Source organism: Phenylobacterium sp. P4_E10 (assembly GCF_056401675.1).
Genome location: NZ_JBFUIW010000004.1, coordinates 50,129 through 74,833 on the forward strand (window position 1 = coordinate 50,129; position 24,705 = coordinate 74,833).

The following is a 24,705-nucleotide window of genomic DNA, read 5'->3' on the forward strand; positions in this document are numbered from 1 at the left end:
CCGTTATCCGGGAGCGACCTATGACTGGATCAAGTGCCAAGACGACCGCCGAGCGCTGGTCACGAGCCAATGCCGGGGTCGAGCGGCGGGCGACGCCGCGCGAGCCGGTATTGCTTCCGGCCCTGATCGTCGAGGCGAGTGGGCGACGCCGGCCCTGCGTGATCGTCGACAGGTCCGACGGCGGCCTGCGCATCAGCCTGCCCGGCGACGAGGCCACGCCAGACACCTTCTGCGTCCTGGACCTGGTGACGGGTATGGGCCGCGAGGTGGAAGTCGCCTGGCGCAACCTGCCGGAACTCGGCCTCAAGATCGTCCGCACCTACGACCTGGATCGACCCCAGGACGGCCTGGGCGAAACCCTGCGCCAGATGCGGATCGCGGTGCTGGGCTAGGCCTGCAGCCCGCTCAGACGGTCCAGGGCGCCCTGCAGGATCCAGCCGGCCGCCATCTGGTCGACCAGCCCGGCGCGCTTGGCGCGGCTGGCGTCGAGTTCCTCGATCAGGAACCGGTTGACCGCCATGGTCGACATCCGCTCGTCCCAGAAGGCGATGGGAATGTCGCGCAGGCGCAGCAGGTTGCGGCCGAAGGCGCGGTTGGACTGGCAGCGCGTCCCCTCGGTCCCGTCCATATTGATCGGCAGGCCGATGACGATCGCGCCGATCTGCCGTTCGTCGATCAGGGCGAACAGCCGGTTGGCCTCGGCGGTGAACTTGGTCTTGCGGATGAGCTCGAGCGGCGTCGCCACCATGCGGGTGACGTCGGACACGGCCACGCCGATGGTCTTCTCCCCCAGATCGAGCCCTATCAGGGCTGAATAGCGGGGCAGGAGGGCGGGAAGTTCGGTCAGATCGACAACAGCCATGGCGCTTCTTAGCGGTCATCGCTTGTCAAAGGGAGGCCCACACGGCTAACCCCTGCCTCGAACCATTAGGAGGGCCCCATGGCCATCGACGCCGCGACCGTTCGTAAGGTCGCGAGGCTCGCGCGGATCGCCGAGCCCGAGGAGAAGCTGGAAGCGCTCGCCAAGGAGCTGACCGGGATCATGTCCTGGATCGAGCAGCTGAACGAGGTGAACACGGACGGAGTCGCGCCGATGACCTCGGCCGTGGCCGTCGCGCTGCCGATGCGCGAAGACGTGGTCACCGACGGGGGCGACTCCGCCAGGGTGTTGTCGAACGCGCCGAAGACCGTCGATGGCTTCTACGTCGTGCCGAAGGTGGTGGAATAGATGTCTGCGCTCACCCAACTCACGCTGAAGGCCGCGCTCGACGGCCTGGCCGACAAGGCGTTCTCCTCCGAGGAGCTGACCAAGGCCCACGTGGACGCTGTGGCGGCCGCCAAGCCGCTGAACGCCTTCATCCTGGAAACCCCGGAAAAGGCCATCGAGATGGCCAAGGCCTCAGACGCCCGCCGCGCCAAGGGCGAGGCCGGCGCTCTGGACGGCGCGCCGCTGGGCATCAAGGACCTGTTCTGCACCGAGGGCGTGCGCTCGACGGCCTGCTCGAACATCCTCGGCAACTTCATTCCGACCTACGAGTCGAGCGTCACGGCCAACCTCTGGCGTGACGGCGCGGTGATGCTGGGCAAGCTGAACCTCGACGAGTTCGCCATGGGCTCGTCCAACGAGACGTCGGCCTTTGGGCCGGTGGTGAATCCCTGGCGCTCGGAAGGCTCCAACGCCAAGCTGACCCCGGGCGGTTCGTCCGGCGGCTCGGCGGCCGCCGTCGCCGCCGACCTCTGCCTGGGCGCCACGGCGACCGACACCGGCGGCTCGATCCGCCAGCCGGCCGCCTTCACCGGCACGGTCGGGATCAAGCCGACCTACGGCCGCTGCTCGCGCTGGGGCATCGTCGCCTTCGCCTCGTCGCTCGACCAGGCGGGCCCGATCGCCAAGACCGTCGAGGACGCGGCGATCCTGCTGAAGTCCATGGCGGGCCATGACCCCAAGGATTCCACCAGCCTCGACATCGCCACGCCGGACTTCCCGAGCTTTGTTGGCAAGTCGGTGAAGGGCCTGCGGATCGGAATTCCGAAGGAATACCGCGTCGACGGCATGCCGCCGGAGATCGAGAAGCTCTGGGAGCAGGGCATCGCCTGGCTGAAGGAAGCCGGCTGCGAGATCGTCGAGGTCTCGCTGCCGCACACCAAGTACGCCCTGCCGGCCTACTACATCGTCGCGCCGGCCGAGGCGTCGTCGAACCTCGCCCGCTATGACGGCATGCGCTACGGCCTGCGCGAGAGCGGCGCGAACCTCACCGAGACCTACGAGAACACCCGCGCCGCCGGCTTCGGCGCCGAGGTGAAGCGCCGGATCCTGATCGGCACCTACGTGCTCTCGGCTGGCTACTACGACGCCTACTACGTCAAGGCGCTGAAGGTCCGCCGGCGGATCGCCGACGACTTCGACCAGGCCTTCCAGAAGGTCGACGCGCTGCTGACCCCGACCGCGCCGTCCGCGGCGTTCGGTCTGGGCGAGAACGCCGACGACCCGGTGGCGATGTACCTCAACGACATCTTCACGGTGACGGTGAACCTGGCGGGCCTGCCGGGCATGAGCATCCCGGCCGGGGTCGACGCCAACGGCCTGCCGCTCGGCCTGCAGCTGATCGGCAAGGCGTTGGACGAGGGCACGCTGTTCTCGCTCGGCGGCGCCATCGAGAAGGCGGCGGACTTCAAAGCCAAGCCCGCCAAGTGGTGGTAGGCCCGCTCTAACCGGTCTAGGCGGCCGGCCGCACCACGGTCGGTTTCTGCGCGCGGGGCTTGGCCAGTTGCAGGCCAAGCGCCGTCGTGCCGGCCAGGCCGCCCAGGTTCATGGTCTCGACCGCGCTCGAGGGCACCACGACGATGGTCGAGTTCTGCTTCAGGCCCTCGTAGAGCATGTTCATGGCCCGCAGGTGGAAGGCCGTCGGGTCGTCCGCATAGGTGCGGGCGGCCTCCTGGAACTTCGCGGCCACCTGGCGTTCGGAATCGCCGAGGATGATGCGGGCCTGACGTTCGCGTTCGGCCTGGGCCTGCATGGACATGGCGTCCTCCAAGGAGGCCGGTATCAGCACGTCCTTCAACTCGACAGAGATGACGTTGACGCCCCAGGGCTGGCTGCGCTCGTCGATGATGCGTCCCAGCTCGCGGCTGATCTTCTCGCGACCCTCGAGCATGTCGGCCAGCATGGTCTTGCCGATGACGTCGCGCAGGGCGGTTTGTGCGGCCCAAGCTATGGCGACGCTGTAGTCCTCGACGTCGAGGGCGGCCTTCTGCGGGTCGATCACCCGCCAGAACAGCACCGCGTCCACATCGACCGGAACCGTGTCTTTGGTGAGGGTCTTCTCGGCCTTGAACGTGGAGGTGATGACCCGGATGTCGATCCAATAGGCGATCGAGTCGACGATCGGGATAATGAAGAACATCCCGGGCCCGCGAAGGGCCTGGAAGCGACCCAGGCGCAGGACCACCGCGCGCTCCCACTGGCTGGCGATCTTGATCGCCGCGCCGACCAGGCCGGCGCAGAGCAGCCCAAGGCTCCCGACCCAGACCGAGGCGGCCCAGGCGCCCGCAGCGAACGCCAGGTAGGCCAATCCGTAGCTGACAGCGAGAATGAGAAGGAAGACGGTTAGGGGAATAGCGCTGGTCCGACGCATCGGAACCTCCTGCCGAGGCGCGGCGCCCCGGCGCCCATGCGCTGGCGCCGCCTCGCTGTAAAAACGCACGCCCTGCGGCCACGGTTGCGGCCGGAGCGCATTGAAGCGCAACAAAAAACCCCCGCTCCTAAAGAGCGGGGGTTTCTGGATATCCGAAGTGGACGGATCCTACTTCTTGGTCTTGTCCAGGTCGGCCTGGACGGCCTTGATCTGGTCGTCGGTGATCTGCCCGCCCGACATGGGTTGGACCTGCTTGAGGCTCATGCCCTTGAACTGCTCATAGGCCTCGTGGCTGGTCAGACCCGGCAGATTTTTGTCGAGGACGGCCTTGCCTTCCGGCGTGGCGGCGATGTCGGCGATCGGCGTGTTCTCGGCCGACAGCGCCGCGCCGTGGCCGGCGTGAGCGTCCTGGGCCAGGGCCGGAGCGGCCGCCAGAGCGCCGAATGAAAGCGTGGCGCCGACGAGCGCGGCCGTGAGCAGTTTCTTCATTGGGTGTTTCCTCTCCCCGGTTGAGGCGCGGATTTCAGCTCCGCTTCCGCCTTTTGCGCAAGGGATTTCGACCCGGCCGGCGCCCCATTGCCGCGCGTCTTCGCCTTGGAGCGTGATCGGGCGCAAAACCGGTTTCCACTTTTGCCGACCACGCTCTAAAGAACGGCGCATGACTGATACGTCGAAGTTGATCGCTGGCCGCACCGGCCAATGGGAAGTGGTTCTGGGCCTGGAGGTTCACGCTCAGGTCGCCTCGAACGCCAAGCTGTTTTCCGGCGCGGCGGTGGGATTCGGCGCGGGCCCGAACGAGCAGGTGGCGCTCGTTGACGCCGCCATGCCGGGCATGCTGCCGGTCATCAACAGGCACTGCGTCGAGCAGGCGGTGAAGACCGGTCTGGGCCTCAAGGCGCAGATCAATCTGAAGAGCCATTTCGACCGGAAGAACTACTTCTATCCGGACCTGCCGCAGGGCTATCAGATCAGCCAGTTCAAGGATCCGATCGTCGGCGAGGGCGAGGTCATCGTCGAGCACGATGACGGCACGACCTTCGCGGTCGGCATCGAGCGCCTGCACCTGGAGCAGGACGCCGGCAAGAGCCTGCACGACCAGGACCCGAACTCGACCTATGTCGACCTGAATCGGGCCGGCACGGCGCTGATGGAGATCGTCTCGCGCCCCCACATGCGCTCGTCGGCCGAGGCCGCGGCCTATGTGAAGAAGCTGCGCACGATCCTCGTCTACCTCGGCACCTGTGATGGGGACATGGAGAAGGGCAACCTGCGCGCTGACGTGAACGTCTCGGTCTGCCGTCCCGGGGCCTACGAGAAGTTCCGTGAGACTGGTGATTTCAGCCACCTGGGCACGCGCTGCGAGATCAAGAACGTCAACTCCTACCGCTTCATCCAGCAGGCGATCGAGTACGAGGCGCGCCGGCAGATCGAGATCCTCGAGGACGGCGGCAAGATCGACCAGGAGACCCGCCTGTTCGACCCGGGCAAGGGCGAGACCCGCTCGATGCGCTCGAAGGAAGAGGCGCACGACTATCGCTATTTCCCCGATCCGGACCTGCTGCCGCTGGAGCTGGACCCGGCCTGGGTCAAACGGATCGAGGCCTCGCTCCCCGAGCTGCCGGACGCCAAGAAGGCCCGCCTGCAATCGCAGTACGGCCTGTCGGCCTATGACGCCGGCGTGCTGATCACCGAGCAGGCGCGCGCGGACTTCTTCGAGGAAGCCGCCAAGGGCCGCGACGCCAAGCTGGTGTCCAACTGGGTGACCAACGAACTGGCCGCCAAGCTGACCGCCGGCGGGCTCGACATCGAGAACAGCCCGCTGAAGCCCGACGCGATCGCCGAGCTGGTGGCGCTGATCGAGGAAGGGGTGATCTCCTCCAAGATCGCCAAGGACGTGTTCGAGCGCATGTGGGCCGGCGAAGGCCGCCCGCGGGAGATCGTCGAGAAGCAGGGCCTGCAGCAGGTGTCCGACACCGGCGCGCTCGAGAAGATCATCGAGGATTTGATCGCCGCCAATCCGGGTCAGGCCTCGGCGGTGAAGGAGAAGCCCCAGGCGATCGGCTGGTTCGTCGGCCAGGTCATGAAGGCCACCGGCGGCAAGGCCAATCCGGGGTCCGTGAACCAGCTTCTGAAAGCCAAGCTGGGCATCGAATAGCAGAACGCCCCGGAGTTTCCTCCGGGGCGTTTTTCATTTCAGATCAGCTAGTTGTTGGCGATGATGTCAAAGATGATTCCGCTCGCGAGGGCGGCCAGCAGATAGTCGTCGCCAACCCGATACCAGGCGTAGCCGTGCGGCGGTTGGCGCAGGTGGTAGCGGTAGTAGTCGTTCACGACATAGCCGCGGTAGTAGGGCGGCAGAGCTGCGCCGCGACGCCAGGAGGCGTATCCCGGGCGGTAGTACGGATTGCCGTAATAGGCTTGCGGCGGTGGGCCGTAGTACCAGCGATTATTGTAGTAGTAACCGTTGTGACGACCACGGTCCCAGCCGTTGTGCCGGCCGTTGTCGTGACCGTTCCAGCGATCGTTGCGGCCGTAGTTTCGCCGGTCATCGCGGCGGTCGTCGCGCCTATCGTCCCTGTGATCCCAGCGATTGTCGCCGCGGTCCCAGCGCTGCTCGTGTCGGCCACCGCGGCGCTCGTCGTCAGCTAGGGCCGAGGTCGCGCTGAACGCCATGGGGCCAGCGACGTCAGCGGCCGCCGCAAGGGTAAGGATAAGGCGTTTCATACTGTGGGCCTCCTGGCTCCAATCAACTCAAGTCCCTTGGCTTCAAACTTGGCCATAGCGCCTGAACTCGACCTGAACAGAACTGTCAGTTTGACCGCCAGCTGCAGCCGCTAGCGCAACGGTATGCCCCCACGCGTCCACGGAGAAGGGGAGGCAGTCGATCTTAAGGTTCTGGATACGGAGCTTTCCAGTCAGTAAAAGCAACGAATAGTCAAAGTCGACGCGGCCAAAACACTGCGTTTTCGCGATTAACCCTATCTTCAGTCAGCATCGACTTATCTGGGTTCAGGATCGCCGTTATCGGAACCCAGAATGGGGACGAGGCGGCGGGGCTAGGGAAACGAAGTCATGCTTATCAGCGTGGAAAACGAGGGGCTGCCGCTGCCTACCGCCGATGCGAGCGGCGACGAGCTCTTCAAGATGGGGCTGCTCTATTCGACCGGGCAGGGCGGGGCGCCGCTGGACTACGTCTCGGCGCACATGTTGTTCAATCTGGCCGCCATGCGCGGTTCGATCGAAGCCAAGGTCTACCGCAAGGAACTGAGCCAGGAGATGCCGTCCGAGGACGTCGCCGAAGCTCAGCGGCAGGCCCGCGAGTGGCTGGCCCACGGCTGACCGTCGCGGTCTACGGTGCCGCCGCTGCGTAGCTGAACGGGATCGGCAGCATGTCGCGGAAATATTGCTGCATGTGCAGGTTGGCTTCGGCGACGCCGCTCCTCGGCACGTAGATGATGTCGTACCGTCGAAGCGGCACCAGATCCGCCTCGGCGTTGCTCAGGCCGTTCAGCAGGTCCGCTCGACGGACCATGCCCCGCCCGTCGGGCCCGCGGCGGATGATATAGACGCCGCTCCGATCAGCACTGCTGCGGAAGTCCCCCGCCTGAATCACTGCGCGCAGGGCGTCGGCGTCGCCGCTCAAGTCGATGATCCCGGGATTGCCGACCTCTCCCCCCACGAACACTTTCAGCGGGGCCGCCTTGGCGGTCACGTCCACCTGCGGGCGCAGCAATTGGGTCGAATAGGCCTGGGCGATGCTGGTTTGCACCTGGCCGATCGTGCGATCGGCAGCCATCACTGGCCCAATCAGCGGCAGCGTAATGCGCCCGTCGGGTTGGACGGTCACGGTCTTGGTCAGTTCCGGCGCCGAAGGCACCGCCACCTCTAACTCGTCCCCGGGATAAAACCGGTAGTCCGGCTCATAGTCGGTCCAGCTCGCATACGGGATGTTGCTGAACGTCGGCTCGCGCGGGGCCGGGGCGGGCTGTTTGGCGCCCATCACAGCCATCTGCGGCGCAGTCGGCGTGGCGCAGCCGGTTAGGAGGAAGCCGACACAGGCGGTCAGCACGGGAATTGGACGGCGCTTCTGAAGCATGGCGCAGAGGTTAAGGAGAATGGGTAACGGAACATTAATCGCGGCCTCGCAGGGTCCGCCTTAAGTGTTGCAGGGCCGAGATTCTCAAGTGGCGCAGGGTGCGTGGACAGGACGATCGCAACAGGCCGGACCGGCTTTGGTCTGGGCGGCGCGTCCACGCTATGCGTTGACCGACCTCCCGATTCTGCTCTGGCGCGAACGCTACCTTATGCTGGCCATCTTCCTGGCGATCTGCGTGCTGGGGGTTCTGGCGGCCCTGGCCATGAAGACCAGCTACCAGGCCTATTCCAGCGTGCTGGTCAGGCTGGGCCAGGAATATGTCTACGAACCCAGGGCCGGCGACGCCGGCCGCGGCGCGGTCCTGGATTCCGACCAGGTCATCCAGTCTGAAACCGAGATTCTTGGCGCAGGTCCGCTGAAGTTGCGTGTGATTGAGCGTCTGGGCCTGGCCAAGACCTACCCGCAACTGGCCGAGAAGTACGCCAGGGGCTCGGCCGCCGAGAAAAAAGCGATCATGGGCCTGGCTGTGCGCGCCATGGAACAGGGTCTGGAGATCGAGACCGCCCCTGACACGCCGATCGTCCGTGTGGGGTTCAGCCACAACGATCCGCAGACCGCGGCGCTCATTCTCAACACCCTGCTCGAGGAGTATCTGATTTATCGCCGCACGGTGCTGCTTGATCCCAGTTCCCCGGCGCTGGAGCAACAGCGCCGACTGTTCGAAGGCCGCCTGAGCGAGGCTGACGCCGCCTACGAAGAGTTCCTCAGCTCCAACCGGATCGGCGACTTCGTGGCCGAGAAGGCGTCGCTCTCACAGCTGCAGGCGCAGATTGAGCAGCAGAAATACCAAACCGACACGCAGTTGCAGGACCGCATCGGCCGCCTGGCGACCCTCAACAGCCAGTTGGGCCAAGTGGCGTCCGAGGTGGGCCTCTATCGCGACGTCTCCGGCGCGCCGGGCGAAAAGCTCGTCGCCCTGAAGCTCCAGCGCGAGGAGGTGCTCTCCCGCTACCGCGCCGACGCCCGCCCGGTGCAGGAGCTCGACGCCCAGATCGCTCAGCTCGAGGCCGGCATCGCGGCCGGCCGCACCCTGGGCGAGGGGGTTCGACGGATCGGGATCAACCCTGTCTACCAGACCCTGCAGACCGAACGGATCCAGCTCGCTTCCGAGGTCGGCGCATTGAAGCGCGCGCAGGTCGAACTGAACGACCAGATCGACCGGTTGACCGAGCGGCGGCTGCGGCTGGCCGAGCTTGAGCCGCGGTTCCAGGAGCTGTCGCTGAACCGCGACGTTCTGCAGACCAGCGTCCGCGACTTCTCGGTCAAGGAAGAGCAGAGCCGTGCGGCGCAGGAGATCGCCGCACGCTCCAATGACAACATTCGTATCGTCCAGCGCGCCATCGCACCGACCAAGGGCAAGAGCCTGCGCAAGCCGGTGGTGATGCTGGCGTTCCTGTTCGCCGGATTCACCGCACTCTGCGCGGGTCTGCTGGCGATGTTCATGCGGCCGGGCCTGCCGACGGCGCGATCGGCGTCCCGCACGCTGGACCTTCCGATCCTGGGCGCCGCGCCCTTGAAGGCTCGGTAGATATACGCGGTTTGCGGTAGCCTGCGGCGATTGGGCGGGCTGCGATTCGGGGAATGGTCGATCTGAGTACCGAGATGGCCGAACTGTGGGCGTCCCTAGGGTCGCCTGCGCCCGGCCGTGCGCGGATCATCCAGGTCACGGCGGCGCGCAGCGGGGAGGGAGCCTCGACGGTCGCTCGCGAGCTGGCGCACTATGCTGCTCGAAAGGCTGGACGCTCCGTCTGGCTGGTCGATCTCGACCTGGCCACCGCCTCCCAGCACGCGGCCATCGCCGCCGAGGCCGGTCGCTACGGCGTACTTTCGCAAGCCGTGCAGGCGAGTCCGGACGGCTCGACCTTCTACACAGTGCAACCGCCGGCGCGCACCGCTGAGGGGGAGATCTGGCCTGACGCCCGCTACCTGGCCGCCTACCGCGTCGGCGCCGCGCGTTGGTGGGTGACGCGGTTCATGCGCGAACGCCTGGTCGGTCGCCAGGCGGTGCAGATCGTCCCGACCGCCGACTACTGGAACGCCCTGCGCAAGTTCGCCGAGGTGATCATCGTTGACGGGCCCGCGCCCGACCGCTCCCGCGCCCCATTGGCGGTCGCCCCCTTTATGGACCAGACCGTACTGGTGGTGTCGGCCGACCAGGCCGACGTACGCGCGCCCGCCCAGCTGCGCGACGCCATCGCCAGCGCCGGGGGGAATGTCACCGGCCTGTTCTTCAATCGCGCGGTGGTCGAGACGCCGGCCTTCCTGAAGGCGATCCTGCCGTGACCCAGGCGCTGGCGGGCCAGGACGCCGCGCCACCGCTCACCGCCTGGCGAGCCCTGACCATCGGCGCCGCGGCGCTGATCTTCCTCACCTACAGCCAGTTCTGGGTGTTTCCGTTGCTCGGGGAGGCGGGCAATCCGTCGGCCAGCGGCCTGGTGCGGGCGCTCTACCTGCCCGCATACGGAGCCGCCGCTGCCCTGCTGCTGATTTCACCGAGGGCGGGGCTGCTGGCCCTCGCGCGCCAGCCGTTCCTGGTGCTGCTGCTGCTCATCGCGGCGGCCTCGACCCTGTGGTCGATTGCGCCCGACCAGACCTTTCGGCGGGCGATCGCGCTGGGGTTCACCACCCTAGGCGGGGTGATGCTCGCTGCCCGCTACCGATGGGCGGATCTGACCGAGATCCTGGCCGGAAGCTTCGCCTTCCTCACGGTGGTGGCGCTGCTGGTTTCGCTGGCCGTCCCCTCGATCGGGGTGATGCACGAACTGTTCCCCGGCGCCTGGCGCGGGGTCTGGCCGGAGAAGAACGCGCTAGGCGGCATCATGGCCCTGGGCTTCATCGTGTTGGCAGCGGCCGCAGCGCTGAATCCGTCCCGCGCCAAGTTGTGGCTGCCGTTCGCGGCCGTGGCGCTGCTGCTGGTGCTGATGTCGACCTCCAAGACATCGCTGGTCTCGCTGATGCTGGGGGCGGGGGGAATCGTGCTGGTGTTCCTGGTGCGTCGGAGCCCGGCCATCGGCGTCGCAACCATCTGGCTCGGCGCCCTGTGCGTCGCCATGGTGGCGGGGGTCTTCCTGTTCGCGGGCGACCTGTTCTTCGAGATACTCGGCAAGGACGCCACCCTGACTGGGCGCACCAAGATCTGGGCGGCGGCCATGCGGCAGATCGAGCTGCGCCCCTGGACGGGCTACGGCTACGGGGTGATCTGGGACGTGAAGGGGCCCTGGACGCCGCTGGCCTGGATCATCAAGGACGCCGGCTTCACCCCTATCCACGCACACAGCGCCTGGATCGAGCAGTGGCTGGGCCTGGGCGTGTTCGGTCTCGCCGCGTTCGGGCTGACCTACCTGCAGACCCTGATGCTGGCGGCGGTGGCGCTGTTCCGCAGCTCCGGAGCGTACTTCGCCGTGCCGTTCCTGATCGTCTACAGCCTGATGAGCCTGACGGAGAGCATCGCCGTCACCTTCCACGATTTCCGGTGGATGATGTTCGTCATGGTGGCGACCAAATTGGTTTGGCCCGACCGCGAGGTGCGTGACCCCTCGCTCTAGATCGCGAGCCGGCGAGAAATCTCGGCGACGGTGCCGATCTCAAATCCGGCTTCGAGCGCCTCGTCGATGATCTTGGCGAAGCCATCCGGCGTGCACCCCCAGGCGGAGCGCTGAGGCGCCACGTCGTGAGTGTAGAGGATCAGCCAGGCCTTGCGCACCAGAGCCTCGGCCAGCCAGCGGCGCGCGGCCGTCTCGCCGTGCTCGCCCTCGATCCCCACCGAGGGGGCCTGGTTGAGATCGGTGCCCTTCTCGATGATCCCGTGGTGCAGGCCGCGCAGCGTGGAGTAGCGGCGTGCCAGCGCGCCCTTGGGCCCGGCGGCGACGTCGCCGTAGGGATAGGCGAAGCTGACCACGTCGCTGACGCCCCAGTCGGCCAGGACACTGACGTTGCGGTCGGCCTCGTCCTGAGCCTGGGCCGCGGAGGCGCGGCCGCAGTCGAGGTGGGAGAAGGTGTGGCAGGCGATCTCGTGGCCCGCGGCGGCCAGGCGGCTGTAGTCCTCTGAACGGGCGCAGACCCCCATCGGGGCATCCTGACCCGCCAAGCCCGCCGAAACGTAGAATGTGCCGCGCAGGCCGCGGGATTCCAGGATCTTTGCTCCCGTCGTCGCGGCGGTCAGCGGAGCGTCGTCGAAGCTGAACGACAGCATCGGGCGACCCGGAGCGGTGTGCAGGGGCCGGCGATGGGCCAGGCGCGCCACGCGGCGGCGCAGCTTGCCCCTCAGCGACGCATCGGCGGCGTAGGCTTGTTCCTGCTGCATCAGACCGCCTCGGCGTAGAGCGCGGCGCGATAGAGCCGCATGGCCAGGGCGCGACTGGCCAAAGGCGCGGCTTCGGCCAGGGCGTACTGCTTGAGCATCGGACGCCAGACCCCGCGCATGGGCGCGCGCTTCAGCAGCTTGGCGACGCGGTAGCTGGGATAGCTGCTGACCACCGCCGGATGAGCGGCGACCACACGGGCGAAGTTGGCGGCCGACTGCTCATACTTGGCGGCGATGGCGCGGGCGGTGTCGAGCCCCAGGTGGGTGGCCGGATTGTCCAGGTGCTGGATCGGCCAGCGGCGGGCGACGCGCATGCCCCATTCGACGTCTTCCCAGCCCCAGCCGATGAAGCTCTCGTCGAAGGCTTCGGCCTCGAACACGTCGCGGCGGACCAGCAGGTTGGAGGTGAACACGTGCTTCTCGGGCGTGAGACTGCGGGCGGCGGCGTCCAGGCAGTCGCTGTGGGCGGCCATCGAGCGGTGCAGCGCCTGGTCCCGGCGGGGCGGGACCTGCTTGAGCGAGAAGCCGCCGAACGCGACGGGCGGATCCTCGGCGTCGATCACATGCAGCCAACGGCCGAGAAAGTGGTCGTCATCCGGCAGCATATCGCTGTCGAGGAACAGGAACCTGTCAGTACGCGCGTGAGAGACCAGGCGGTTGCGGCCGCGCGAACGGCCCTCGTTGCGGGCCAGGCGGACGAAGCGCGCCGGCAGGCCGAGAACGCCGATGGCGGCCTCGACCTCGGCCGAAAGCTCCGGGTCGTCCGAACCGTCGTCGAGGATCACGATCTCTGCGGCGCAGGTGTCGCGAGACAGGGCGGCCAACAGCGGGATCGGATCGTCGCCCTTGAACGGGATCAGCACCGACAGGCGCGCGCCGCCACGGCCCCAGGCGGTGTTGTCGAACTGGGTGACGGTCTGGGAAGCGGTCATGCTGGGTTCCGGGCGCGCAGGGTGCGGAGAGCGCGGCTGCGCAGACCCCCGGCGTCGATGAAATAGGTGATGGCGCCATAGACGAGCGCGCCGAGCGCGGCCTTTGCGGCCAGTTCTTGCAGGCCGCCGATGGCCGGGACCTGATGGACGGCCAGCGCCATCAGCGCGCTGGCGCCGCCGGCCTGAACTAAAGTCAGCCAGGGGACGGGCAGGGCCATGAGGCGGCGGCCAAGGGCGGCGGAGGCGGCCAGGCCCAAGCCATAGCTGGCGAGGGTCGAGATCAGCGCGCCCTGCAGGCCCAAGCGTGGGATCAGCACAAGGTTGAGACCAAGGTTCGCGAGGGCCGGGATGGCCATGGCCGCCAGCAGGAAGACCGTGCGCTGGCCCAGGGTGAAGGCCTGGTGGAAGTAGTAGGTGGTGAGCCCCGCGAGCAGGCCGCTGGCGGCGATCCACGGCGTGACCTTCGCGGCGCCGGCGGCGAGCGCAGGGCCGATCATCAGCTGGGCCAGCGGCGCCGAGACCATGGCCAGGCCCACCGCCGCTGGAAACGTCAGCAGCAGCATCAGCGAGGCCTGCTCGCGGGCCGCGGGGAGGAGGGCTTCACGGCCGCCGCGCTCCAGGGCCATGATCAGGGCCGGGCCGCCGGCCGCACCGAGCCAGATGAACACCACGTCGAGGGTGCGGTTCGCGAGGCTGTAGCCGGCGTGATAGACGCCCACCGCCGCCTCATCGAGAAAGGCGGCCAGCAGGAAGCGGTCGGTGCTGGAGAGCACCAGGGCCAGGATCAGCGACAACGCCACGGGAACGCCGTAGCCGGCGTGACGCAATGCGCGCGGGGCTTGGGCCAAGCCGCCGGCGCCCTTGCCGTACTCTGAGCGGAAGCACCAGAGCGCGCATAGGCCCGAGGCGACGGCTCCGCCCAGCAGCGGCGCCGCGCCGCCCAAACCGGCCAGCGCCAGGCTTGCGCCGAAAGCGAAGCCGCCGAGCGTCTGCGCCAGGTCGATAGCGGCCGAACCGCTGACTTCGCCGGCTGCGCGGCGACGTTCCTGGGCGAGTTTGGTGAAGGTCCGGGGCAGGACCGAGATCAGGCCGCAAACCGCGGCCAGCTTCAGTCCCGGATTGAGCGGCAGCAGCAGGGCGACCATGCAGGCGGCCGGGACGGCGGCGAGCAGGATCATCCAGGTGCGGTAAACGGTTGCGGCGAGATCGCGGCCGCCGTCGCGATCGGCCTCACCGGCCCAGTAGCGGGCCAGCGCCGCTTCGTTCCAGGTGAAGACCGCCGTGTGAAGCAGGCTCATCAGCGTGAAGCCAAGGGCGTAGTCGCCGAACTGGCTGGGAGAGAGCAGGCGGGTGAAGGTGACGATCGTCAGCAGGCCGACCAGGCCCTGGACGATGTTGACCGGCAGATAGCCGACTACCCCCCGCCAGAACATCAAACCGCCCCTCCGCGCCCAAACCGCCGCGCCTGCGGACAGTCTGCCCCGAAGACCGATTGCAAACCGTTAAGCGGCCGCGGTTCAGCGGATGGTTTCTGAGTCCCCGAGCAGGCAGGGGACGGTCATGAACATGATGTAGATATCGAGCCAAAAGGATTGGCGCTCGATGTACTCGACGTCCAGAGCGACCCGCTGGCGGACCTTTTCCGGGGTGTCGATGGCCCCGCGCGAGCCGTGGATCGCGGCCCAGCCGGTCATGCCCGGCTTCATGCGGTGGCGATGGGCGTATTCGGCGACCAGACGCGAACTCTCGACCTCGCCGGTCTTCATGCCGATGGCGTGCGGCCGCGGGCCGACCAGCGACATCTCGCCGGTCAGGACGTTGATCAGTTGCGGCAGCTCATCGAGGCTGGTTTTGCGGATGAACTTGCCGACGCGGGTGACGCGGTCGTCGTCGGCGCTGATCTGGCGCGAGGCCTTGGCGTCGGCAGTCTCGGTCCGCATCGAGCGGAACTTCCAGACCACGATCTCTTCGTTGTTGAAGCCATGGCGGCGCTGGCGGAAGAACACCGGACCAGGACTGTCCAGCCGCACGGCGATCGCCACCATCAGCATGATCGGCGTCGCCATGAACAGGGCGATGGAGCCGATGATCAGGTCCTGGGCGCGCTTTGCCAGGGCCTTGCCCTGATCGATCTCTGCGCCGGAAACCCGGGTCAGCCGGATGTTGGCGATCCGGTCGATGGCCTCGGCCTCTTCGGCCTCGCCTTCGCGGTCAAGCAGCAGGGTGATTTCATTGGGCAAAACGCTCAGCCGCTCAAGCAAGGCGTGTACGCGCTCGCGGGCGCCGGAGGGCACCGTAATGACGATGCGGTCGACGAAGGGCATGATGCGGTGGGCCAGCAGTTCGTCGGTGCCGCCCAGCAGCGGAACGCGGCGCAGGCCGGCGGCGCTGCGCTCGGCCCGGTCGTCGAAGACGCCCAGGACGTTGGCCTCGCGGGTTTCGAGGATCGCCTCGATCAGACGCTCGGCCGCGCCGGTGGCTCCGACGATCACCAGATTGGGCGTCAGTCGTCCGTTGCTGCGCCAGCGTTTGACGTTGACCCACCACAGACTGTGGGCGGTCGCCACGCAGAGGAAGGCGAGGGGCGTCCACACGCCCAGAGAGGCGGCCAGCATGATCACGCCGACGAAATGGGTCAGCACGGCGAAGCACATGGCCACGGCGACGGCGAAGGCGACGGTGACCCGCATCAAATGCATGGCCAGGTCTTCGCGCCGCCCGAACTTGTAGCAGTCGAACAGCCGCAGGCTGGCGAAGGCCGCCAGGGCCGCACCGCCGTAGATCAGCAGCACGTCAGCGCCGTGCGTCAGGGCCGCGGCGGTCAGGCCGCCGAGCACGAGCGCCAAGGCGTCGCCGCCCTGGAAGAACCCGGTCAGCATCCGGCCGGACATCCGCAGCCGGGTTGGGGTCAGTTTCTCGGGGCGTAGCGGACCGCGGCGGTCGCGGCCAGGTTCGGTCCAGGCGGCTTCGGCGTCGGCGTCCGCCTGACGCCGCGCGCGGCGGTCAGTCAGTGCGCCGGGCTTGAAGGGAGCAGCGAGAGACATATCGGACCGGAATTGTAGGGGAGTGACAAGCGCCACCCTGCCATGGGGCGTCTGTGCGAGCGGTTAACGTACCGGTGTTTTTGTTCTAAGCCCTCTGTAAACTAATCGCGTTGCGTATCCAGGCCCATTTGGCTGCGGATTGGCCGCTGGCGCAATGTCAACGGCGCCACATTGGCGAAAGAACTGCCGAACGCCGGCGGGTTGCTTACACATCTGCGGTGCGGCGCAGTTGATCGACTCAATCCTGCATTGACTGGCGGGCAATTTCTCGAATGGCGGCGCCAACAACGTCTGGTTTATCGGTCATCATCATGTGCGAGCTGTCGTTGATCTGGCGATTGATACCCTTGGTCGAGCGGGCGGCGAGTTCACGGTGTAGCTGCGACCAGAGCTCGGCCAGCGGGGCGCGGTACTCCTCCGGGGCGGACGAGTAGGTCCCGTCAGCGGTCAGCACGATCAGCGGCAGGTCGTCGTAGGATTGTCGGCCGGCGTCCAACTGGTCGGAGGTCGCGCTCCAGAGCGTTTCCAGTTCTGAAATTCGCGTCCGCCAGCCGGAGGGGCGCATGGCCTCCGCCGCGCGCGAGCGATTGACTGCGGGCGGCAGGTCGGCGCGCGGCTGGGGCACGCACCGCGCCAGCTCGGGGGTGGCGGAGGGAAGCTGCCCGGCCTCCGCGGCTTGGAGGCAGAGCGAGGCGCGCTCGATCAGCTGTTCCACCCCGCCGGCTCCGGGGCCGAACACCGCCGCGAAGCGCTTGTCCTGATGCTCGACCGAGGGATCGACAAGCACCATGCCGACGATTTCGCTGGGGCGCAGGTTGGAGAACAGTCGCATGTACAACGCGCCCGCCGAGTGTCCGACCAGGATGTAGGGACCCTCGATACGGGCGGCGTGCAGCGCATGGTCCAAGTCGCGGGCGATGGCTTCGCCATCCCGGGGAAGGGGGCCCGGATCGGAGAAGCCGGCGCCGGCCCGGTCATAGGAGCAGACGCGATAGCCCCCGCCGATGGCCGTTTTGACCTTTCCCCAGCCGAGCGCGGTGGCGCCGTAGCCGCCCTCCAGCAGTACGGTCGGGGCGCCTTTGCCAGCGCAGCGGAAGTTGATCCTCCGGCCGTCAGCGAGGCGCACCAGCAACTCCGGGTGGGCTGAGACTTCGTCGGCTGAGATGGCGGCGGCGCTGGGACCTGACAGGGCGAGGGCGGCGACGAGGGCATACGCGGTTCGTCGCATTGTCGGCTCCGAGCTAGTCTAAGGCCAACCTCTCTAGGAGAACGCCTGACCGCAGTGCAACCGCAATGCGATGCGCACGTTCAGGCGCGGGGCGAGGCTTGACCGAAGTCTTCTCACGCTCCGTTGGTCCTAGTAGAGGCTGGAGTTTGGCGTGGCCGATCAGTTTGTTTCGCACGGCGGTGACAACACCCCCGAGCACATTGCCTTCAAGCTCATGGAACGCATCGCTGAGGCCGAGGGCGTGTCTTTTTCGAGGGACGGCAAGGAAAAGCCCGCGACACGCAAGTGGATCCTCGACACCTACGCCGAGAGCCTCGACGCCGTGCGCGCCAATCGTCGCTACAGCAAGCCTCTGACCTGACGAGAGCAAGGGGAGCGCGCGTACGCGCTCCCCCGCTTTCGCCGACGCATGGAGCGCCGGCAGCGCGCACTGGGACGATGGGCTCGTTTTGGTGCGCGAGTGTCCCGCTATGGGAGCGCGCAGCAAGTCACGTGCCGGTCTAGACGGGTATGCGCTGCTCGCCGGCTTCGCTGGGCACCAGCAGCCAGGTTCCTGGCTCCGCAGACGCATTCAGCTCGACGTCGCGGTACCAGGCCGTGTCACGGTTCGGGTCGCAGTCGAGGAGAATGGCCGTTTCGCCCACCTCGGCAAACAACTGCTGAATATCGCCTGGGCAGGCGCAGATCAGGCTGACCGAACGCCCGGCGGCGCGAAGCTCGCCGATCTTCGCGTCCAGCCGCTCGTGCAGGGGATCGCTCATGACCAAGAACCTAGGGTGGATTCACAGAATTAACCCTAAAGTCGGCTGGCTCAACCCGAAAACTTTCGCCGCTCGACTGCCGAGATGCGGCCTCAAGTATAGATGTTTCGGTCTTTTACTCATCGACCGCCCGAGATGGCTCTCAATCGCCTGGGGCGGCGTATGATTGCAAGTAGGTCAGCAAATTAGCAGCGAATTGCCGTCCGAGATTGCCCAGGCCTATGTCGCATAGCGAACATAAATCCCCTGAGAAGAGAATACCGTGCGCGCAAAGCTGAGATGTACAGGTGCAAACCTGTCATTGCTGGCCCAGGGTTGTTGACACTCTATTAACCTTCAGTGCATGTGCGGCCGTGACGGCGTTCAAGGAACGCTGGTTTAACCACTGGTGGGGTACCAATGCGCAAACTACTGATTGCGGGTGCGGCGGCTGCGGCCACGCTGCTCGCGACCGCTGGCACGGCCTCGGCCGCCACGGTCATTCTTGAGTCCGACTTCGAAGAGGTCGCGGTCGGTGCAGGCTCCTATGTCATCGTGGATTCGGCCGATGGCTGGACGAAGGGTATGGGCACTGCGGGCATCGAAATTCAGAACAACGTCGCGGGGGCGCCGGCCGCCAACGGCGGCTCCAAGTTCGTCGAACTGGACAGCAACTCGAACAGCTCGATGTTCTACACCTTTGGTGTGGGGGGCTCGTTCCAGCTGACCTTCCTGTACTCGCCGCGTCCGGGCGTTGGGGCGGGCAGCAACGGCATCACGCTGTTTCTGAACGGCAACGTCATGGACCCGCCCGGTGAAGTCACCGGCGTCGGCGGCGCCTCGACCAACTGGACGTCGCACACGGTCAATTTCAACGCCAACGCCGGCGACACCATCGCCTTCGCGGCGACCGGCTCGTCCGACTCGTACGGTGGCTATATCGACAACATCAAGATCTCGTCCGCGGTGCCGGAACCGGCGACCTGGGCGATGATGATCGTCGGCTTCGCCGGCGTCGGCTCGATGGTCCGCAGCAACCGTCGCAAGCAGGCGCTCGGCCTCGCCTAGGCGACCCGCGCGATAAGACAGCGCCGCCTGCCGATCCGGCGGGCGGCGTTTTCTTTTTTCGGGCCGGTTGCTCCTCGCGGCCTCTTTCGGCTATGGAGTGCGACCCGATTTGGAGCGGATCCGACCGACTGGCCGGACACGCCCTGCGGGACGGGAGAAAACCCGCCCAAAAACGCTGGTGACGTGGCCGAGTGGCTGAAGGCAACGGTTTGCTAAATCGTCATACGTGAAAGCGTATCCAGGGTTCGAATCCCTGCGTCACCGCCATTCTCTTTTGAATTTTCTATGGTTTTTGGCCAATTGCGCCATTTGCCCACCATCCGCCTTCGGAATGTCCGAGATGGGTGGGAAGCGGACATCGGCAGACAGTGCCTAGCCCAAACGTCGAGCTAGAAGCTGACCGCCAGCGTCGCGCGCGTGGTGGTGTCCGTCCATTTGTGCATCGCGGTCTCCTCAAACCCATCCGGCTAGGGTGTCGAACCCAACCACGGTTCAGGTGGCGCTACTTGACGCGAGGCCTCAAACTTGCGGATGCGCTCCACGACGCTGACTAGGGGCGTTTGATCGTTGCGGATGACGCCGCTGCGGGCGCCATCGAGTTCCAGAACCACGCTGATCGCCAGAGCCAGCAGCACGAAAGTGATGGCGGGCGCCCACAGAAGACGCCGGCCTGGCTTGGCCGCGTAGCCCAGGAAGGCGGCGGCCATCAGGGCATACAACGCCACGACGCGAATGATCGTCACCGGGACCCCGGCCGACAACGCATCGCGGCGAGCCCGGCGGCGCGAAGCAGCTCGCCCGCCCCTTCGAGCGCGGCCTCGACTTCGGGTGATTTGCTTTGGCGGGAGACCGACGCGACGCCGAGCCAGAGCTGAGTTCCCGCGGTTTCGCTGGCCTCGACAGCCCGAGGGAGTTGGGGCTCGTCGCGAACCGCGGAGTAGGCCTCGCGTGCGTCGAGGTAGCGGATCAGGTTGCCAGCCAATCGAGTCCGCTCCGGTTCCTTCAGCCGCAGCAGGTTTTGGTAGTAGGCGTCCACGGCCAACGTCTCCTGTCCCACGAGGTCCCTGCGAACATTGTAGCGCTCGAGGGAGGCCCCAAAGGCGAAGGCGATGAGGAGCGAAAGGAGCCCCAGCGCGGCGGTTAGATACTGACCTCCAACGTCCTGATCGTCCGCCGCGCCACCGGTAGCCTTCCGGCGCAAGAGGAGCCGCCGAACCCGCCTACCGAGGTCATGTGCCACCAAAAGGACAAGCGCTAGGAGCGGCGCCAGGAGCCAGAGGGAGAGGTTCTGCACCGCGAGCATGAATGGGGCCGCCCCCTCAGCACATCATGGCCTGATGCAAGCGTGGCCCCTGAAACTGGTCAGAGGCTCCCGAATAGCGACGACATGGTCGGCAGGGTATCGGGTCTTCCCCGTAGTGCTTGCGGCTCGAGCCCTGTGGCTCGTTCCGCGTCAACGTCCGCTAGGGGGCGAAGCGGTCATCGCCTCCGCGCCGGAAGCGGACGTTCGGCACGTGGGACAATAGTCGGTGAGGGCGGTAAGGGGGCGGCGAAAGCGCCGCGTAGCCCGGTTGTTGGACAGGCGGCCCTCCAGGATGTCTGCACACGGGCGCCGCCGCCCGGCGCAATGCGGCCTGGCGTTGGCCAGCCGCATTGCGCTCGGGGATCAATTGGCCAGAAAGGCGCGGACAACGCGCATCTTCCAGACACCGGCCTCGCGGGTGACTAGCGAGAGATTGTCGAACCGGCGAAGTTCCTTCCAGCTGCCGTCCGGCTGCTGGGCCTCGACCCGTATTTGGAGGTCGGTGACAGCCAGATCGGGCCCAAGCATGTCGACGCTCCGAATCTCGCCCACGTGGCGCATGACGCCGGGGCGTTGCGCGAAGGCTTGCTGAAAATAGGCTTGCACGGCCGGCCGGCCCGCGCGCAGTGGGGTCGCACCGCCCACCAGCAGCGTCGCCTCGTCGGAATAGTAGCTGGCCATGAGGTCGGGATCCTTCAGGTCCCAGGCCTTATCGACGGAGGCGGCCAGGGTGCGTAGCGCGCTGTTGTCCTCGGGGCTTGGGGGAGCGGCCTGGGCCGCAGCGGACAGAGCCCAGGCGCAAGCCGTCACAACGATCATCTTCATTGGGTTCTCCTTCGGGATGTTTGGGACTCAGGCCGTGACGGCCAGCGCGGGGCCGTAGGTGTTGGCGCCCGCGTTGCCGGGCTTTAGGCCCACCCACAGCAGGAAGCCGAGCGAGGCGAGCAGCGCCACGCCGGAGACCATCAGGGTGAGGCCGGCCCCGGCGAACGCGACGCCCATGGTGGCGACGTTCGAGGCCGCCAGGCTGGTGACGAGGGCGAGTGTTCCGGATACCGCGGCGGGCGCGGCGGCCACGATTACAAGCCAGCCAGACCGTCCAAAGTCGTGCAACCGCTTCGCCGCCAGACAGGTCCAGGGATAGATTAGGGCCAGGGAGATCAGCGCGCCCGCGAGGGGGATCGCTCCGCCGATCAGGTTTGCCACGACGAGCGCGCCTGCGCCGATCCAAAAGTCCTTGCGGCCGATGCGGCCTTGCGCGGACAGGAATAGGTTCTGCCAGTCCATTTGTATTCTTTCAGTCGGATGAAGGATGGGAGGGGGAGCGGCCGGCTACCGGCCCGGTGAGAAGACCTGTTCGACCGTGCCGTCGCTGATGGTGATGGGCCCCGAGACCGGACCCTCGAAGACGTAGCGGAGGCGCGCCTCGCGGCCAGGTTCGACATAGACCAGCAGAGGGAGCTCATCGCTGCGGGGGCCGCGGATCGGGTAGAGCGCGCTGCGGCTGGTCGCCTCGCCGCCATCGGCGTCGCGGGCGCGGAGCTTGATCCACCCTTTTGAGATGGTCTGCACCTTGGCCCCCGGGTTGCGGAGGGTCAGGATCGCCTCGATCCTGCCGTCGCGAGCCCGGGCGACGTTGTCGATCCGCACGTCGAAATTGCTCAGCGCCTTGAACGTCCCGCCGCCGGCCGGCGGCGCGGCGGTCGCCGCGAGGCCGCTGAACGCGACGCCGGAGACGTCGAAGACCAAGTTTTTGGCGGGGCTCTCGTTGATGACCACCGCGCTGAGCGGCGACGTGAGCGAGGGCGGGCTCATAACGAAGCGGAACTGGAACTCGCCGCCCGGCGGGACCGACGGGGTGGAGGAGAACGACTCCGGCGCGTCCGAGGTGGCGCGCCAGATCTGGCTTTCGCTCACGCCCACCCCATCGGCGTCAGTCATCACGGCGGTGAAGACACCGGCGCCGATCGAGCGGGCCCGGTTGGTGGTGTTCCTGACGGTCAGGAACACATGCACCGCGCCGTTGCGGGCCGCCGAGGCGCGGTCGAACCGGATGTCGAAATCCTCCAACTTGTGGAAGACGCCCGCCTGGATGACGGCTCGGCCCGGCCCGGCGTTATCGGGGGCGTTCTCCGGAGGCGGCGCTGGCGGATCGTTGGGTGCGGGTGCGGGAGCGGCAGCGGCCCGCTTGCCGTTCCACCGGTTCACGGCCGTGTTTCCCGCCGCCTGGGACGTCGCGGCGAAGGTCTGACGTTGAGCGTCGAACGTCAGCACGACATCCATGCGTTGCTCGCCGTAGAGCGCGGCTCCCTTGAGTACGCCGGCCGAATCTCCGCCGCGCAGCTCCAGCCGCTCTCCTTCGCGCTCGCGGCCATTCGAGTCCCGCGCCATGAGGCGGCCGCGCAGGACGCCGTCGTCGGCCAGTGCGAGGCTGACCCGTCCGTAGGTCGTCTCCCAGTCGCCGGCGAAGGGCGTGAGGTCCTGGACGGGCGTCGCGGGCGTGGGCGCCGGCGCGGGCGATTCGGCGGACTGGCCCGGCTCGTCGATCCAGGGCTTCTCGCCGACCTGGCTGAGGAAAAGCCTCCGATAGGCCGCTCCCCCGGAGGCCGCGAATGCCGGCTGCGGAGAGGGCGAACCCTTGGCCGCGATCCCCTGCCACTGGTTGCCGGCGTCCAGAGAGCGCACCCAACCCAGCATCAGGTTCTGGAATTCCCCCGGCGATTCGCCCATCGCGGCGTTCTTGGCCTTCAGGGTGGCGTCCAGATCCTCAAATCCCCTGTCGCCCAGGAGCATCATCTTGGTGAGCTGAAGCGTGTTGAAGGCCGGCGGCAGGTCGTCGATCTTCCACTTCTCTGACGGGTTCGAATAGCCGGTGTCAGCGATCTTCAGATGGTCGCGGTTGAAGGTCGCCAGGTCGATCTGGTGGTCGCTCTCGCCGCCGTGGCCGCCGCCGGGACGGTTCATCACCTCGTTGAAGTGGTTCTCCGGGTTCTTCAGATAGTCGCCCCACTGGTCGGGCGTCTTGCCGCTCACGCCCTTGACCATCGCGTCCAGCGGGGCCTGCATCATCGCCCGGAACGCGTCGCGCACGGGCGCCGGCAGGATGCCGTCGATGACGCTGGAGATGAAGGCGGCGGTCGCCACGGCCGCATCCGGAGCCCCGGCCATGGAGGCCAGGTGTTCGACCACGTAGCGGTCCATCACCGCCTTGGCGCGAGCCATGTCCGAGCCGGCTTCGTTGTAGACGATGGCCTTGGCGATCTCGTGGCTGACCGCGGGGAAGGCGGCCAGTCCGTCGTCGATGTCCTTGATCCAGGCGCGCTTGTATTCGGCGGCCGGTCCGTTGAGCGCGGCATAGGCGAGGCGTTCGGGGCCGCTCTTGGCGAGCCGGGTGCGGTCGTAGTCCGACACCTGCGCCTGCAGGCCGTTGCGCAGCTTCGAGAAGATGAAGGGGATGGAGCGGCTGACGCCGTCTCCCTTCAGGAGCTTCTGCTCCAGCACGCTGCCGGGCCGGGCGAAGGTGAGCTCCTGATAGATGAAGTCCTCGACGCCGGAAATGCTGGTCTGCTCGCCGGTGACAACGCCGTGGTAGGTGGCGGTGGCTGGGGTCGCGTCGGGCTCCAGGCCGAGATCCTCGCGTTTGCGCGGGTCGACAGGGCCGCCCGTCCGCACGCTGGAGCTGATCGCGCTGATCGTGGCCGGCGTGCGTTTGCCGATATAGCCCTCCAGCACAAGATGCTTGGTCGCGTTGGTGGGATCGGGAACCAGCTGGAATTCACCGCCAGCGAAGTGGTTGACGTAGGTGTGGGCGAAGATGTCCCCCGCCGCATGGGTCAGATAGCCCACCGTGAACGCCCGGATCTGGGGGCTCGGATTGTCCACGAAGCCGCGTCGCCAAAGGTGGGTGAGCCAGGCGTTGGAGCCGCCGGCGCCCGGCCCTACGTCCTCGGCCGCGTCCGGATGGATCACCTGCTGGCCCGTCAGTATGTCCGGGTAGGCGTCGGGGCCGAGCACGCCGGCTCGGTACTGCTGAGGCGCCGCGCGAAGGGCGGCGAGGATCGCTGGATCGACGTCGAACCGCCCCAACTCGCCGACGATGCGGCCGGTGCGATAGTCGGTCTCCCGGATCGTCACCTTGCCGTCGTCGAGGGCGTCGCGAAGCGCCTCCTCCGAAAGGTAGACGTGGGTCTTGGGTTTCCATGCGAGAGCCGGGGCGGCGGGAAGCAGCATCAAGGCGGCGACGCCGCACATCAGCGCACGGCGGGCGCAGGGTGTCTTGATCGGTTGCATGTCCAC

The 24,705-nt window shown here is 67.1% G+C and carries 25 protein-coding genes, 1 tRNA gene and 1 pseudogene; 11 read left to right on the top strand and 16 right to left on the bottom strand.

All coding sequences use genetic code 11. The features are described from left to right. Positions 1-20 precede the first annotated feature (20 nt). Complete coding sequence (locus AC1DQJ_RS05920) at positions 21-392, top strand: PilZ domain-containing protein (protein ID WP_477601218.1); 372 nt, start codon at positions 21-23, stop codon at positions 390-392. Here the strand turns inward: AC1DQJ_RS05920 and ruvX are convergent. Then, positions 389-862, bottom strand: a complete 474-nt coding sequence (gene ruvX, locus AC1DQJ_RS05925; protein WP_477601220.1) for a Holliday junction resolvase RuvX — start codon at positions 860-862, stop codon at positions 389-391. The two genes, AC1DQJ_RS05920 and ruvX, sit on opposite strands and share 4 nt — an antisense overlap. A gap of 78 nt (positions 863-940) precedes the next feature. On the opposite strand from ruvX, the gene gatC reads away from it, so the two are divergent. Together gatC and gatA are read left to right on the top strand one after the other, a co-directional pair. Continuing rightward, complete coding sequence (gene gatC, locus AC1DQJ_RS05930; protein ID WP_477601222.1) at positions 941-1,228, top strand: Asp-tRNA(Asn)/Glu-tRNA(Gln) amidotransferase subunit GatC; 288 nt, start codon at positions 941-943, stop codon at positions 1,226-1,228. Continuing rightward, positions 1,229-2,701, top strand: a complete 1,473-nt coding sequence (gene gatA / locus AC1DQJ_RS05935; RefSeq protein ID WP_477601224.1) for an Asp-tRNA(Asn)/Glu-tRNA(Gln) amidotransferase subunit GatA — start codon at positions 1,229-1,231, stop codon at positions 2,699-2,701. Between the two features lie 16 nt (positions 2,702-2,717). Here gatA and AC1DQJ_RS05940 read toward each other — a convergent pair whose 3' ends face one another. Next, positions 2,718-3,635 carry a slipin family protein gene (locus AC1DQJ_RS05940; RefSeq protein ID WP_477601226.1) on the bottom strand — a complete coding sequence of 306 codons (918 nt, stop codon included), beginning with the start codon at positions 3,633-3,635 and terminating at the stop codon, positions 2,718-2,720. Between the two features lie 168 nt (positions 3,636-3,803). Further along, positions 3,804-4,124 carry a hypothetical protein gene (locus AC1DQJ_RS05945; protein ID WP_477601228.1) on the bottom strand — a complete coding sequence of 107 codons (321 nt, stop codon included), beginning with the start codon at positions 4,122-4,124 and terminating at the stop codon, positions 3,804-3,806. Positions 4,125-4,293: 169 nt separating this feature from the next. Here AC1DQJ_RS05945 and gatB point away from each other — a divergent pair, with 169 nt between their 5' ends. Then, complete coding sequence (gatB, locus tag AC1DQJ_RS05950) at positions 4,294-5,790, top strand: Asp-tRNA(Asn)/Glu-tRNA(Gln) amidotransferase subunit GatB (RefSeq protein WP_477601230.1); 1,497 nt, start codon at positions 4,294-4,296, stop codon at positions 5,788-5,790. Positions 5,791-5,837: 47 nt separating this feature from the next. Here the strand turns inward: gatB and AC1DQJ_RS05955 are convergent, their stop codons facing one another. Next, on the bottom strand, positions 5,838-6,359 hold the full coding sequence (locus tag AC1DQJ_RS05955; RefSeq protein ID WP_477601232.1) for an RcnB family protein: 522 nt from the start codon (positions 6,357-6,359) through the stop codon (positions 5,838-5,840). Between the two features lie 348 nt (positions 6,360-6,707). Between AC1DQJ_RS05955 and AC1DQJ_RS05960 the strand changes: the two genes are divergently transcribed. Further along, positions 6,708-6,974, top strand: coding sequence for a sel1 repeat family protein (locus AC1DQJ_RS05960; protein WP_477601234.1), 267 nt, complete (start codon positions 6,708-6,710; stop codon positions 6,972-6,974). Positions 6,975-6,984: 10 nt separating this feature from the next. Here the strand turns inward: AC1DQJ_RS05960 and AC1DQJ_RS05965 are convergent, their stop codons facing one another. Further along, entirely contained in the window at positions 6,985-7,704 is a 720-nt protein-coding gene (locus tag AC1DQJ_RS05965) for a polysaccharide biosynthesis/export family protein (protein ID WP_477601236.1), read from the bottom strand. Between the two features lie 193 nt (positions 7,705-7,897). On the opposite strand from AC1DQJ_RS05965, the gene AC1DQJ_RS05970 reads away from it, so the two are divergent. The 3 genes from AC1DQJ_RS05970 to AC1DQJ_RS05980 are packed head-to-tail and all read left to right on the top strand — an operon-like array spanning position 7,898 to position 11,336. After that, positions 7,898-9,319 carry a GumC family protein gene (locus AC1DQJ_RS05970; protein ID WP_477601238.1) on the top strand — a complete coding sequence of 474 codons (1,422 nt, stop codon included), beginning with the start codon at positions 7,898-7,900 and terminating at the stop codon, positions 9,317-9,319. Positions 9,320-9,372: 53 nt separating this feature from the next. Beyond that, a complete protein-coding gene (locus AC1DQJ_RS05975) occupies positions 9,373-10,074 on the top strand; it encodes a P-loop NTPase family protein (RefSeq protein WP_477601240.1) in 702 nt (233 codons plus the stop codon). Next, on the top strand, positions 10,071-11,336 hold the full coding sequence (locus AC1DQJ_RS05980) for an O-antigen ligase family protein (protein ID WP_477601242.1): 1,266 nt from the start codon (positions 10,071-10,073) through the stop codon (positions 11,334-11,336). Before AC1DQJ_RS05975 ends, AC1DQJ_RS05980 begins: the two co-directional genes overlap by 4 nt. On the opposite strand, the gene hfsH is transcribed toward AC1DQJ_RS05980, so the two are convergent. From hfsH to AC1DQJ_RS06005, 5 genes are all read right to left on the bottom strand, one after another. Beyond that, a complete protein-coding gene (gene hfsH / locus AC1DQJ_RS05985; RefSeq protein WP_477601244.1) occupies positions 11,333-12,094 on the bottom strand; it encodes an oligosaccharide deacetylase HfsH in 762 nt (253 codons plus the stop codon). The genes AC1DQJ_RS05980 and hfsH overlap by 4 nt on opposite strands. Beyond that, positions 12,094-13,026, bottom strand: a complete 933-nt coding sequence (gene hfsG / locus AC1DQJ_RS05990) for a polysaccharide biosynthesis protein HfsG (protein ID WP_477601246.1) — start codon at positions 13,024-13,026, stop codon at positions 12,094-12,096. Before hfsG ends, hfsH begins: the two co-directional genes overlap by 1 nt. Continuing rightward, positions 13,023-14,459, bottom strand: a complete 1,437-nt coding sequence (gene hfsF, locus AC1DQJ_RS05995; RefSeq protein WP_477601248.1) for a polysaccharide biosynthesis protein HfsF — start codon at positions 14,457-14,459, stop codon at positions 13,023-13,025. Before hfsF ends, hfsG begins: the two co-directional genes overlap by 4 nt. 84 nt (positions 14,460-14,543) lie before the next feature. Continuing rightward, positions 14,544-16,070 (bottom strand): polysaccharide biosynthesis protein HfsE, encoded by a 1,527-nt coding sequence (gene hfsE / locus AC1DQJ_RS06000; protein WP_477601250.1) that lies wholly within the window; start codon positions 16,068-16,070, stop codon positions 14,544-14,546. Positions 16,071-16,308: 238 nt separating this feature from the next. Beyond that, a complete protein-coding gene (locus AC1DQJ_RS06005; RefSeq protein WP_477601252.1) occupies positions 16,309-17,298 on the bottom strand; it encodes an alpha/beta fold hydrolase in 990 nt (329 codons plus the stop codon). 151 nt (positions 17,299-17,449) lie between these two features. On the opposite strand from AC1DQJ_RS06005, the gene AC1DQJ_RS06010 reads away from it, so the two are divergent. Continuing rightward, entirely contained in the window at positions 17,450-17,659 is a 210-nt protein-coding gene (locus tag AC1DQJ_RS06010) for a hypothetical protein (RefSeq protein ID WP_477601254.1), read from the top strand. 139 nt (positions 17,660-17,798) lie between these two features. Here the strand turns inward: AC1DQJ_RS06010 and AC1DQJ_RS06015 are convergent, their stop codons facing one another. Then, complete coding sequence (locus AC1DQJ_RS06015) at positions 17,799-18,059, bottom strand: hypothetical protein (protein WP_477601256.1); 261 nt, start codon at positions 18,057-18,059, stop codon at positions 17,799-17,801. 936 nt (positions 18,060-18,995) lie between these two features. Here AC1DQJ_RS06015 and AC1DQJ_RS06020 point away from each other — a divergent pair. Together AC1DQJ_RS06020 and AC1DQJ_RS06025 are read left to right on the top strand one after the other, a co-directional pair. Further along, a pseudogene (locus AC1DQJ_RS06020) lies at positions 18,996-19,106 on the top strand (PEPxxWA-CTERM sorting domain-containing protein); the annotation flags it as partial. A gap of 177 nt (positions 19,107-19,283) precedes the next feature. Then, positions 19,284-19,373: transfer RNA gene (locus AC1DQJ_RS06025), tRNA-Ser, on the top strand. A gap of 200 nt (positions 19,374-19,573) precedes the next feature. On the opposite strand, the gene AC1DQJ_RS06030 is transcribed toward AC1DQJ_RS06025, so the two are convergent. From AC1DQJ_RS06030 to AC1DQJ_RS06050, 5 genes are all read right to left on the bottom strand, one after another. Then, complete coding sequence (locus tag AC1DQJ_RS06030; RefSeq protein WP_477601258.1) at positions 19,574-19,849, bottom strand: hypothetical protein; 276 nt, start codon at positions 19,847-19,849, stop codon at positions 19,574-19,576. Continuing rightward, the gene (locus tag AC1DQJ_RS06035) at positions 19,846-20,142 is read right to left on the bottom strand and encodes a hypothetical protein (protein ID WP_477601260.1); all 297 of its coding nucleotides are present in this window, start codon (positions 20,140-20,142) and stop codon (positions 19,846-19,848) included. The genes AC1DQJ_RS06030 and AC1DQJ_RS06035 overlap by 4 nt, the downstream gene beginning before the upstream one ends. A gap of 630 nt (positions 20,143-20,772) precedes the next feature. Next, positions 20,773-21,234 (bottom strand): YybH family protein, encoded by a 462-nt coding sequence (locus AC1DQJ_RS06040; protein ID WP_477601262.1) that lies wholly within the window; start codon positions 21,232-21,234, stop codon positions 20,773-20,775. Between the two features lie 27 nt (positions 21,235-21,261). After that, positions 21,262-21,696 (bottom strand): DUF805 domain-containing protein, encoded by a 435-nt coding sequence (locus AC1DQJ_RS06045; protein WP_477601264.1) that lies wholly within the window; start codon positions 21,694-21,696, stop codon positions 21,262-21,264. Between the two features lie 45 nt (positions 21,697-21,741). Next, on the bottom strand, positions 21,742-24,699 hold the full coding sequence (locus tag AC1DQJ_RS06050) for a hypothetical protein (RefSeq protein ID WP_477601266.1): 2,958 nt from the start codon (positions 24,697-24,699) through the stop codon (positions 21,742-21,744). Between the last annotated feature and the right edge of the window lie 6 nt (positions 24,700-24,705).